The sequence below is a fragment of the Photobacterium sp. WH77 genome (assembly GCF_022014395.1).
In the GTDB taxonomy this organism is placed as follows: Bacteria; Pseudomonadota; Gammaproteobacteria; order Enterobacterales; family Vibrionaceae; genus Photobacterium; species Photobacterium arenosum.
In genome coordinates this window covers 119,678-132,112 of sequence record NZ_JAKLTE010000005.1, presented here as the reverse complement: position 1 = coordinate 132,112, position 12,435 = coordinate 119,678, and the positions used below count along the sequence as shown (strand labels likewise).

Annotated in this window: 8 protein-coding genes; 2 read left to right on the top strand and 6 right to left on the bottom strand. The window is 52.4% G+C overall.

Going from position 1 to position 12,435, the window contains the following annotated elements; genetic code table 11:
• The first annotated feature begins 108 nt into the window (after positions 1 to 108).
• Complete coding sequence (locus L6J37_RS07065) at positions 109 to 2,022, top strand: methyl-accepting chemotaxis protein (RefSeq protein ID WP_192015799.1); 1,914 nt, start codon at positions 109 to 111, stop codon at positions 2,020 to 2,022.
• A gap of 211 nt (positions 2,023 to 2,233) precedes the next feature.
• Here the strand turns inward: L6J37_RS07065 and lpdA are convergent, their stop codons facing one another.
• From lpdA to ampD, 5 genes are all read right to left on the bottom strand, one after another.
• A complete protein-coding gene (lpdA, locus tag L6J37_RS07060; protein WP_192015800.1) occupies positions 2,234 to 3,658 on the bottom strand; it encodes a dihydrolipoyl dehydrogenase in 1,425 nt (474 codons plus the stop codon).
• 187 nt (positions 3,659 to 3,845) lie between these two features.
• On the bottom strand, positions 3,846 to 5,744 hold the full coding sequence (gene aceF / locus L6J37_RS07055) for a pyruvate dehydrogenase complex dihydrolipoyllysine-residue acetyltransferase (RefSeq protein WP_218384314.1): 1,899 nt from the start codon (positions 5,742 to 5,744) through the stop codon (positions 3,846 to 3,848).
• Positions 5,745 to 5,757: 13 nt separating this feature from the next.
• A complete protein-coding gene (gene aceE, locus L6J37_RS07050; RefSeq protein WP_192015802.1) occupies positions 5,758 to 8,421 on the bottom strand; it encodes a pyruvate dehydrogenase (acetyl-transferring), homodimeric type in 2,664 nt (887 codons plus the stop codon).
• A 101-nt stretch (positions 8,422 to 8,522) separates the two neighbouring features.
• Positions 8,523 to 9,296: a pyruvate dehydrogenase complex transcriptional repressor PdhR gene (pdhR, locus tag L6J37_RS07045; RefSeq protein WP_027253657.1), complete on the bottom strand. Its 774-nt coding sequence runs from the start codon at positions 9,294 to 9,296 to the stop codon at positions 8,523 to 8,525.
• A gap of 321 nt (positions 9,297 to 9,617) precedes the next feature.
• Positions 9,618 to 10,172 (bottom strand): 1,6-anhydro-N-acetylmuramyl-L-alanine amidase AmpD, encoded by a 555-nt coding sequence (gene ampD, locus L6J37_RS07040; RefSeq protein WP_192015803.1) that lies wholly within the window; start codon positions 10,170 to 10,172, stop codon positions 9,618 to 9,620.
• A gap of 148 nt (positions 10,173 to 10,320) precedes the next feature.
• Here ampD and nadC point away from each other — a divergent pair, with 148 nt between their 5' ends.
• Positions 10,321 to 11,217 (top strand): carboxylating nicotinate-nucleotide diphosphorylase, encoded by an 897-nt coding sequence (gene nadC, locus L6J37_RS07035; RefSeq protein ID WP_218384320.1) that lies wholly within the window; start codon positions 10,321 to 10,323, stop codon positions 11,215 to 11,217.
• A gap of 69 nt (positions 11,218 to 11,286) precedes the next feature.
• Here the strand turns inward: nadC and glpQ are convergent, their stop codons facing one another.
• On the bottom strand, positions 11,287 to 12,345 hold the full coding sequence (glpQ, locus tag L6J37_RS07030) for a glycerophosphodiester phosphodiesterase (RefSeq protein WP_237794642.1): 1,059 nt from the start codon (positions 12,343 to 12,345) through the stop codon (positions 11,287 to 11,289).
• Positions 12,346 to 12,435: the final 90 nt, after the last annotated feature.

Sequence of the window (12,435 nt, the reverse complement as noted above, 5' to 3'; positions counted from 1 at the left end):
AAAACACCATGTTGATCACTGAGCCGATGTGGGTGACACCGGCTAAAAAAGACAATTAATTCGCACACTTATACCGCAGAAATCCCGGTAGCAACAGAGAATTGATGCATGAACCTCAAGCAGCTTTCCATCAGGCAAAAACTTACACTGGCAATGAGCATAGCCGTCATTGCCTCAAGCGCATTAGTCAGTTACCTCAGTCTCAGCACCTCGCAGGACATTATTCAGTCGCGACTGCTCAGCAATGAACTGCCTACCCGGCTGGCCCAGTTCAGCGGACAAGTGGAATCAGAAGTCAGGCTGCTGCAAAACGCCACTGAACAGCTGGCAAACAATACGGCCATGCTAAACCTGCTGGCGCAGCCTGTCAGCGCCGACGACGAACAGCAGCTTATTGACCAGCTCAACAGCCTCAAGCGCCAGTATGGTCTGAACGATGCCTCTATTGCCAACCGGGAAACCGGGGATTACTGGAACCAGAACGGATTCCTGCGCCGCCTGAATCGTACTCAGGATAGCTGGTTCTACAACTTCCGTGATAGCAACAAGTCAAGAATGACCCAGGTGTTCAGGGAAGCGAACGGTGAGCTGAAACTTTTTGTCAATTACCAGCAGCTGAACGGCACAGGAATGTCCGGCTTTTCCCGCTCATTCAATGATATGGCTAATCTGCTCTCGCAGTTCAAACTGGAGCAAACCGGCTTTGTGGTACTGACGGATGCACGCGGCGTGGTGCAGCTTGATCCGAACAACCGCAACCCGGAAAAAACGCCTTTTACCGATCGCTTTGGTTCCGACAGCCGGGTGTTACTGGAAAAGAGCCCTTTCAATCTGTTTACCGCCCATTACCAGGGTCAGAAGCTGCTGCTGGCTTCCAGCTATATTCCGGCGATGGACTGGTTTGTGATTGCTCAGGTGCCTGAACAAGAAGTGTTTGCCCAGTTAAATGAGACTCGCAATTATGTGATGCTTCTGGCTGTCCTGACCACCCTGGCATTTATTGGCCTGGCGGTATACCTGAGCCAGACCATCACCCGGCCGATCCGCCAGGCCGCTGATACCTTCCGCGAACTGGGCGAAGGTGATGGCGATCTGAGCCGACGCATTCCTGTGTCAGGTAAAGACGAAATTGCTGAACTGGCCAATGGTTTCAATGCCTTTGCCAGCAAGATCCATGCACTGGTTGTCGACGTCGCTGCCACGGGCACAGAGCTCCGTGAGGCCGCCGAGCAAGTCTCTGCTCAGGCACAAGCCACACTGGATCACAGCCAGAATCAGCGTGATCGTACCCTGCAGGTGGTCACAGCCATTAATCAGATGGGCGCCACCGTCAATGAGATTGCCGGTAATGCGGCTTATGCGGCGGAATCCGCTTCGCAGGCCACCTCGGCCACCAGCAATGGTCAGCAAGTGGTCCAGAGCGCCCAGGACAGCATTGAACAGTTGGCCGGCGATATGCACAACATGGCAAAAGTGGTCGCGACACTGGCAGATAATACCGTCGCCATTGGCGGTATTCTGGAAGTGATTCGCGGCGTCTCCGAGCAGACCAACCTGCTGGCACTCAATGCCGCGATTGAAGCTGCGCGGGCCGGCGAACAAGGACGGGGCTTTGCCGTGGTCGCCGACGAGGTACGTAACCTGGCCAGCCGCACTGCGGCCTCAACTGATGAAATCCAGACCATGATTAACCGCCTGCAGCAGGAAGCGCAACACGCCGTCCAGGCGATGCAGAACAGCCAGCAATTAACCGAAGCCGGCACCCAGGCCGCTGATGATGCCACCAAAGCACTGCTGCTCATCAACGATCAGATCCTGCAGATTTCCGATTTGAACACCCAGGTCGCCACCGCAACCGAGGAGCAGTCCACCGTTGTGTCTGATATCAACATCAATATCGAAGATATCAACGAGAATACCCAGCGTACCTCAGACACGGCGAATGAGATGGTCACGTCCAGTCAGAATCTGCACGCTTTGTCGCTCCGTCTGGAGCGTATGGTCAGCAGCTTTAAACAGTAATCAGATCTGCATGCCTTCAAGCGCCGTGTCCAGAACACTCCCTTCTCACCTCCCCCTCTACGAGGGGGAGAAACAAAAACAGCGAGCCTGAATTCCTTTTCCTGGCGTTTCCCTCTACGAGGAGGGAGGAACCGAATGCCATTACTCTGGTTCGAAACGTAAAAAAGCGCCTCAAGGGCGCTTTTTTCATGCAGTCAGAAAAGGTAAAAAATTACTTTTTCTTCTTCGCTTTGGCGTTTGGCAGGTCAGTGATCGAACCTTCGAACACTTCCGCAGCCAGACCCACAGACTCGTGCAGAGTCGGGTGAGCATGGATAGTCAGTGCGATGTCTTCGGCATCACAACCCATCTCGATAGCCAGACCGATTTCGCCCAGCAGTTCACCGCCGTTAGTACCTACGATAGCACCACCGATAACACGGTTAGTGTCTTTGTCGAAGATCATCTTGGTCATGCCGTCAGCACAGTCAGACGCGATCGCACGGCCAGAAGCGGCCCATGGGAAAGTAGCAACTTCGTAGTTGATGCCTTCTGCTTTCGCTTCTTTCTCTGTCTTACCCACCCAGGCAACTTCAGGCTCAGTATAAGCAATTGAAGGAATCACTTTCGGGTCGAAGTAATGCTTCTTACCGGCAATCACTTCTGCCGCTACGTGACCTTCGTGCACACCTTTGTGTGCCAGCATTGGCTGACCCACCACATCGCCAATCGCGAAGATGTGTGGCACGTTGGTACGCATTTGCTTGTCGGTGTTGATGAAACCACGCTCATCAACCGCCACGCCCGCTTTCTCAGCGTCGATCAGCTTACCGTTTGGTGTACGGCCGATCGCCACCAGAACCGCGTCGTAACGAACAGGCTCAGCCGGTGCTTTCTTGCCTTCCATTGACACGTAAATGCCGTCTTCCTTCGCTTCAACCGCAGTCACTTTGGTTTCCAGCATCAGGTTGAACTTCTTGCTGATACGCTTGGTGAAGACTTTGATGATGTCTTTGTCTGCCGCAGGGATCACCTGATCAAACATTTCAACGACGTCGATCTGAGAGCCCAGTGCGTCATACACAGTACCCATTTCCAGACCAATGATGCCGCCGCCCATGACCAGCAGTTTTTCTGGTACTTCTTTCAGTTCCAGCGCGTCTGTTGAGTCCCAGATACGCGGATCTTCATGCGGGATGAAAGGTAGTTCAATCGGACGGGAACCGGCTGCGATGATAGCGTTGTCAAATTTCACCGTAGTGGCTTCTTCGCCTTCTACAACGATAGTGTTCGGATCGGTAAATTTACCGTAGCCGTTCACGACAGTCACTTTACGCATTTTCGCCATACCACCCAGACCACCGGTCAGTTGGTTGATGACTTTATCTTTCCAGATGCGGATCTTGTTGATATCGGTTTGTGGCTCACCAAATACCACGCCGTGATCGGCCATGGCTTTAGCTTCTTCGATGACTTTCGCCACGTGCAGCAGTGCTTTCGATGGGATACAACCCACGTTCAGACACACGCCACCCAGAGTGCTGTATTTTTCAATCAGAACCGTTTCCAGACCTAAGTCTGCGCAACGGAAAGCGGCAGAGTAACCGGCAGGACCTGAGCCTAGAACTACGACCTGGGCTTTAATTTCTTTACTCATTATTGACCTCGTTGTAAGTCATCTATCCCTAACTGGCTGTAAGGCAGAATGCGTTATTTTTTTATTTTCAGACCGCGCAACAGTTTACAGACCTGTTATCACCCTGAAAAGGAAAATGGCATTCCCTGTGAGCCAGGCAACAATTCCTTGCCCGTTCATACGGGCAAGGAATCTCGGGTCACACCTTTTACAGCACCAGACGACGAATGTCGGACAGCATGCCGTTCAGGTAAGTAATGAAGCGTGCACCTTCAGCACCGTCGATCACACGGTGATCGTAAGACAGTGACAGCGGCAGCATCAGGCGAGGTTCGAAGTCCTTGCCGTTCCATACTGGTTTCATCTCAGACTTAGACACACCCAGGATGCCCACTTCAGGGGCATTCACGATTGGAGTGAATGCCGTACCACCCAGGCCACCCAGGCTTGAGATAGTGAAGCAGCCGCCCTGCATGTCAGCAGCCGTCAGTTTACCGGCACGGGCTTTCTTAGAGACCACCATCAGCTCTTCAGACAGCTCGTAGATGCCTTTCTTGTTCACGTCTTTGAACACAGGCACAACCAGACCGTTTGGTGTATCTACCGCAATACCGATGTTAACGTATTTCTTCAGGATCAGGCTCTCACCGTCGTCAGACAGAGAAGAGTTGAACGCCGGGAAGGCTTCCAGAGACTTGGCAACAGCTTTCATGATGAACACCAGCGGGGTGATCTTCATGCCTGTGTCTTTCTTCGCTTCAATCGCATTCTGCTCTTTACGGAAAGCTTCCAGCGCTGTGATGTCTGCGTCATCCCACTGAGTAACATGCGGGATCATCACCCAGTTACGGTGCAGGTTGGCGCCAGAGATCTTCTTGATGCGAGACAGCGGCTTCACTTCCGTTTCGCCGAACTTGCTGAAATCTACTTTCGGCCAAGGCAGCAGACCCAGTGCCGCACCGTCACCTTTACCGGATGCAGAAGCTGCTGTACCAGACTCAAGGCGTTTCAGCGCGTCTTTCACATAGCTCTGAACGTCTTCTTTCAGAACGCGGTTCTTGCGGCCGGTACCTTTGACTTTCGCCAGGTTAACACCAAACTCGCGAGCCAGACGACGAACAACCGGAGAAGCGTGTGCGTATTCGTTGTTTTCAACGAAATCGCCACTCGCTGCAGGAGCTTCAGCTTTCGCAGCCGGAGCCGCCGCTGGTGCTGCTGCTGCCGGAGCAGGTGCTGCGGCCTGAGGTGCTGCAGCCGGAGCGGCACCAGCCACTTCGAATACCATGATCAGAGAGCCGGTCGAGACTTTGTCGCCGCTCGCGATCTTGATTTCTTTCACTTTGCCCGCGAATGGTGCAGGCACTTCCATTGAAGCTTTGTCGCCTTCCACTGTGATCAGAGATTGCTCTTCTTCCACCATGTCGCCAACGGCAACCATGATTTCAGTCACTTCAACTTCGTCACCACCGATATCCGGTACGTTCACTTCTTTGTCAGCCGCCGCGGCTGGTGCTGCTGCCGGAGCAGGAGCTGCTTCAGCCGCTGGAGCCGGTGCTGCTGCACCAGAACCGGCCACTTCAAAGACCATGATCAGAGAACCCGTCGACACTTTGTCACCGGATACGATCTTGATTTCTTTTACCGTGCCCGCGAATGGCGCCGGTACTTCCATCGAAGCCTTGTCGCCTTCAACCGTGATCAGAGACTGCTCTTCTTCAACGCTGTCGCCAACCGCCACCATGATTTCAGTGACTTCAACTTCGTCGCCACCGATATCCGGCACGTGAACTTCTTTCAGTTCAGCGGCGGCTGGAGCGGCAGGGGCTGCAGCAGGCGCGGCTTCTGCAGCTGGAGCAGGTGCCGCTTGCGCCGCACCCTCCGCTTCGAAGATCATGATCAAAGAACCGGTAGACACTTTGTCGCCTTCCGCTACTTTGATTTCTTTTACGATACCCGCCTGAGAAGCCGGTACTTCCATGGAAGCCTTGTCGCCTTCAACAGTGATCAGAGATTGCTCTTCTTCCACCTTGTCGCCAACGCTGACCAGGATTTCAGTAACCTCAACCTCATCAGCACCGATGTCAGGTACATTAATTTCGATTGCCATTATTTATTGCCTCTTACGCGAATAGCGGGTTGATCTTGTCGGCATCGATGTTGAATTTCTTGATTGCTTCCGCAACGGCAGATTTCTCAACATCACCACGCTTGGCCAGCTCGTTCAGAGCTGCAACAACCACGTAGCCAGCGTTCACTTCGAAGTGACGACGCAGGTTCTCACGGCTGTCAGAACGGCCAAAGCCATCAGTACCCAGCACTTTATAAGATTCAGCCGGGATGAAGGCACGCACCTGATCCGCATAGTTCTTCATGTAGTCAGTTGCTGCAATGGCAGGTTCAGTACCCATCACTTCCGCGATGTAAGTGACTTTCTGCTCAGCTTCCGGGTGCAGCATGTTGTAACGCTCTGCGTCCTGACCGTCACGGGCCAGTTCGTTGAATGAGGTTACAGAGAAGACGTCAGACGCGATGCCGTAATCGTCGCTCAGGATTTGAGCGGCTTTACGTACTTCAGTCATGATGGTGCCTGAGCTCATCAGCTGAACTTTCGCTTTATCGCCCGCGTAAGTTTCCAGCTTGTAGATACCCTTACGGATACCTTCTTCAGCGCCTTCCGGCATCGCTGGCATTGCGTAGTTTTCGTTCATCAGCGTCAGGTAGTAGAACACATTTTCCTGATCGCCATACATGCGACGGATACCGTCTTGCATGATAACGGCCACTTCGTACGCGAACGTCGGGTCGTAAGAGATACAGTTCGGGATAGTGTTGGCCAGAATGTGGCTGTGACCATCTTCGTGCTGCAGACCTTCACCGTTCAGGGTTGTACGACCGGCTGTTGCACCCAGCAGGAAGCCACGTGCTTGCTGGTCACCCGCCATCCACGCCATGTCGCCAACACGCTGGAAGCCGAACATAGAGTAGTAGATGTAGAAAGGAACCATTGGCAGGTCGTTGGTGCTGTACGAGGTCGCCGCAGCTACCCACGAAGACATAGCGCCCAGCTCGTTAATACCTTCCTGCAGTACCTGACCTGCGGTGTCTTCTTTGTAGTAAGACACAACGCCACGGTCTTCAGGGGTATAAGTCTGACCGCTTGGGTTGTAGATACCGATTTGACGGAACAGGCCTTCCATACCGAAAGTACGCGCTTCGTCAGCAATAATAGGAACGATGTTCTTACCGATGTTCTTGTTCTTCAGCAGCACGTTCAGTGCACGCACAAAGCCCATAGTGGTTGAGATATCACGCTTCTGCTCTTCCAGCAGCGGTTTGAACTCTGCCAGCTCAGGCACAATGAACTCTTGGGTGAAGTTCGGCAGACGCTTAGGTGTGTAACCGTGCAGTGCTTTACGACGAGCGTGCAGGTATTCGTGCTCTTTCGAACCTTCTTCCAGTTTCAGGTAAGGCAGGTTCTTCACGTCATCTTCAGACACCAGATCTTGCAGACCCAGGCGATCGCGCAGGTGCAGAACATGGGTCATGTCCATTTTCTTCACCTGGTGCGCAATGTTCTTACCTTCGGCCGCTTCACCCATGCCGTAACCTTTAACGGTTTTAGCCAGGATAACAGTTGGCTTGCCTTTGGTGTCTTGCGCGTTTTTGAATGCCGCGTACAGTTTTGATGACTCGTGACCGCCACGCTTCAGCGCAAAGATTTCGTCGTCAGTCATGTCAGCAACCAGGGCTGCTGTTTCAGGGTATTTACCGAAGAAGTGCTCACGCACGTAAGCGCCGTCTTTGGATTTGAACGTCTGGTAGTCACCGTCAATGGTTTCGTTCATCAGCTGCAGCAGTTTACCTGTGGTATCTTTTGCCAGCAGAGAATCCCAGTTGTTACCCCAGATTACTTTAACTACGTTCCAGCCTGCACCTTTGAACAGACCTTCCAGTTCCTGGATGATGCTGCCGTTACCCATAACCGGGCCGTCAAGACGCTGCAGGTTACAGTTAACCAGGAAGCACAGGTTGTCCAGTTTCTCACGGGCTGCAAAAGAAATCGCACCGCGTGATTCTGGCTCATCCATCTCGCCATCACCCAGGAATGCATACACACGCTGAGCAGAGGTATCTTTCATACCGCGGCCATTCAGGTACTTCAGGAAACGCGCCTGATAGATAGAGGCGATTGGACCCAGACCCATAGACACGGTTGGGAATTGCCAGAATTCAGGCATCAGTTTAGGGTGCGGATAAGAAGAAATACCTTTACCGTCGACTTCCTGACGGAAGTTATCCAGTTGCTCTTCAGTCAGACGACCTTCAACGAAGGCACGAGAGTAGATACCCGGAGAGATGTGGCCCTGATAGTACACCAGGTCGCCGCCGTCTGTTTCGTTAGCTGCACGGAAGAAGTGGTTAAAGCACACTTCGTAGAAAGCCGCAGAAGATTGGAACGAAGCCATGTGGCCACCCAGTTCCAGATCTTTCTTAGAGGCACGCAGTACGATCATTACGGCGTTCCAGCGGATAATTGCACGGATACGACGTTCCAGAGTGGTATCACCAGGATACGCAGGCTCTTGTGCTGCAGGAATGGTATTGATGTAGTTAGTGGTAATGCCCGTTGGCATGTCTACTCCACCCAGACGCGCTTTTTCCAGCACTTGCTCCAGCAGGTACTGTGCGCGCTCTACACCTTCTTCACGAACGACGGACTCCAGGGCTGCTAGCCATTCTTGAGTCTCCAGTGCGTCCACGTCATGCTTCATGACTTCAGACATGCGATCTATCCTTTCGTTGATATTCTACAAAACCAGGGTTTTATCGCCCCTAACAATGTCGCGACTGTTTGATACCGACCTCGGCTTATATGAGGGAAGTATTAATCCAGCCCGTCCTTGCGTTGTTGAATCCTGCGAAGAGAGCGTTCACGTCTGCTATCTTCAAGCGTTAAATCCAACAATGTTTCCTCGATATAAGCCAAATGTGCATGCGATGCTTCACGCGCCATTTCCGGCTGCCCGGAAACGATCGCATGCACAATATCGGCTCGGTGTTTGCTCACCTTCTCCACCACCTCTGGGCGACGGTTCAGGAGTTCAAAGTTTTGTAATACGTTTTGTTCCAGCAAGGGGGCGAGACTGCGGATGATATGCAGCAGTACCAGATTATGAGCGGATTCGGTCACCGCAATCAGATACTGCATCACAGCGGCAGCTTCAGACTTGAGATCACCCTGTTGCTGGGCTTCCTGTATCCGGCTGTGACAGGCGCGGATACGGTCGAAATCGTCTTCATTGCCGCGAAGAGCGGCATAGTAAGCAGCCAGCCCTTCAAGGGCATGGCGGGATTCGAGTAAATCGAGCTGTGTTTCAGGATGGGCTGCCAGTAAGTCCAGCAGGGGATCAGAAAAGCTTTGCCATAACTGATCCGACACAAAGGTGCCCCCGCCCTGACGACGGGTCAGCAGATGTTTGGCTTCTAAGCGTTGAATCGCTTCGCGTACCGAAGGACGCGAAACGTCAAACTGCCGCGCTAACTCTCGTTCAGGCGGCAGTTGGTCTCCGGGGGACCATATCCCCTCCAGGATCAGTCGCTCAAGTTCTTGCTCTATGACGTCTGAGAGCTTGGCTTGGCGAATACGCTTATAAGTCATTTATTAGTATCTGCTTCTTGTATTTTTTTATCTTACAGTTCGACCCTACGACCGGTTAATTGGTCATACCAATTTAACTATATACAGAAATTTTACAGAAATAATTGAGGATGTCTACCGACAACTTGATTCATGTCATGGTACTTCGAGCAATAAATCCCCGCAATTCGGACCATGAAAGCCAAAAATTATCGCAACTTTAGACCATAATCCCGCATGTTGCGAACAAGATTCCTACAGAAAGTTAATGGTCAGACCAATTTGTTAACATTTTCGTCACATACAAAAATGTCACTTTTTGTAAAACAGCTCAAATTTTTTTTAATCACTTAACCCGCTTTTATAACACCGCCAGTCAAAGGCCAGTCCAGGGTCGGTCTTGCGGCCGGGAGCAATAAATTCATGCCCGGTGATGCGGGCGCGGGACAGTTGCGGATAACGGGCTAACAAAATGCGGGTGAGTCGGCGCAGAGCGTCATACTGCTCCGGGGTATATGGCAGGGTATCTGTGCCTTCCAGTTCAATGCCGATAGAAAAATCATTGCATTTCTCTCTGCCGGCAAATTCAGACACACCGGCATGCCAGGCTCTGGCATTGAAAGGCACAAACTGAATCACTTCGCCATCGCGGCGGATCAGGCAATGGGCGGATACCCGTAACTGATGAATTTCCCGAAAATACGGGTGCCCGTCCGGATCCAGTTGTCCGGTAAAAAGCTGCTCTATATAAGGACCGCCAAACTGCCCTGGCGGCAGGCTGATATTGTGTATCACCAGCAAAGAGATATCGGTTTCATCCTGCCGGCGGTCACAGAACGGAGAAGGCACCCGTTTCACTTTGTCCAGCCAGTGTTGGTCGTTAATTCTGAAATTCATGCCTGCTGCCTGTTTGCTTGATTTACCTGACACTAAGGATAAAACCTGTAGACGCTCTCACTCAACCCGAGAATGCCTTCCCCTTGCCAGCATCTCACAGTATGATCGGCTTCATTTCGACAGCCTCAGCCAACACGGTATATAAGTTATGAGCCCTACGGAACAAAAACATGATACGCAGTCTCGCCTGGCCTACCTGCGCCAGCAGCTTCCCGAAGATATCCGCCGCAATGTGGCCGATGCGCTGCGCGAAGATTTGGGCGGCGAGATTGATGCGGCCCGCGACATTACTGCCAGCCTGATCCCGGCGGACAGCCAGGGAACGGCCACCATTATTACCCGTGAATCCGGGGTGTTCTGCGGCCAGCTCTGGGCCGACGAAGTGTTCCGTCAACTGGGTGAGCAAGTAACCATAGACTGGCAGGTCAGCGACGGCGATCCGGTTGAGCCCAATCAGGTGCTGTGCGTGCTGCAGGGCCCATCGCGTATTCTGCTGACTGGCGAGCGCAATGCAATGAACTTCATCCAGACCTTATCCGGCTGCGCCACTAAGGTGGCACATTACGCCGATCTGCTGGAAGGCACTCCAACCCGTCTGCTCGATACCCGTAAGACCATACCCGGCCTGCGCAACGCACTGAAGTACGCTGTTGCGTGTGGCGGCGGCTTCAACCACCGTATCGGAGTATTCGATGCCTATCTGATCAAAGAAAACCACATCATTGCCTGTGGCGGGATCAGACAAGCCGTTGAGGCGGCCAGGCAGCTCAATCCGGGCAAGCCGGTGGAAGTGGAAACCGAGAGTCTGGATGAACTGAAACAGGCCATTGATGCCGGTGCTGACATCGTGATGCTGGACAACTTCACCACGGATATGATGCGCGCAGCGGTTGCGTTAAATCAGGGACAGGTCGCTCTGGAAGTGTCGGGCAATGTCACCGATGAAACACTGCGCGACTTTGCTGAAACCGGTGTCGATTATATCTCGGTCGGCGCGCTGACCAAGCATGTGCGTGCCATGGACTTGTCAATGCGCTTTAAATAAGCTCAGATGATTCAGAAACAGAAAGGGAGCGCCAGAGCGCTCCCTTTTCTTATTAAGGATGAGTCCCTGTTAGCCGCGGTTCAGGAAAGACACTGCTTTGTCCGGGAAGTCAGTGAATACGCCATCCACTTTCACTTTGTTATAAAACACGTCCAGCATGTCATCGAAGTTATCCGCATAAGGGGCAATACGGCCTTCATCGGCACGGAAAGTGTAGGGGTGAACCACCAAACCGGCAGACTTAGCTTCTTTCATCAGCGGCAGGATGATCAGCTTATCCTGGGTTGATTTATCATCCACCAGCATAGGTTTCCATGGCCCTATACCATCGGCATACTGAGCCACTTTTGCCATGCCGCCTTTTTCAAACATCCAGTCATAGTTGTACGGCGTTGCATCCTTGCCTTGATACACCATGGTCTCGTTCCAGTCGGTGTAGGCCATCAGCTGTACCAGATTGAGATCCATCTTCATGGCCGGCATCAGTTCATCATTGATGCGTTTGAGTTCAATCGGATCAAAACACTGCACAAAAGCTTTGTCGTCTTTGCTGTCGTAGCCGTAGGCTTTCAGCACTTTCAGTAAGGCCTTGGAGATATCCTTGCCTTCGTGGCGGTGGAACCAGGGGGCTTTGATCTCAGGGTAGATCCCTATGTTGTAACCCAACGTGCTGTTCAGGCCTTGGATCAGCTCAATTTCTTCCGCCAGTGTCGGCACAGTAAAGGACGACTTCCACAACGGGAAACGGTCAGGAAAACCCGCCACCTTGTTGCCGTCTTTATCTATATTAAAGCCTTCGGTCAGACGCAGACCTTGAATTTCAGCCAGGGTAAAATCGATCGCGTAGTAACGGCCGTCGGCACGGGCACGATCAGGATAACGCTCCGCCACGTCTGTCACACGATCAAGATAATGATCATGCAAAACAACCAGTTGGTCGTCTTTGGTCATCACCACGTCTTGCTCGATATAGTCCGGCTTCATGGCATAGGCCATTGCTTTGGCTTCCAGCGTGTGCTCAGGCAGGTAGCCCGACGCGCCACGGTGTGCAATCACCAGCGGATCCGCCAGAGAGAAGGAAGAGTAAGTCAGTGCAGCCAGGGTTAAGCCAATAACGTTCAGTTTCATTTTATTATCCATATGTTGGTACATAGACACCCGAAAAGAGTCAGGCCGCCACAGTTATGAAACGGCCCGAATAATATAAAGATTAAAGCA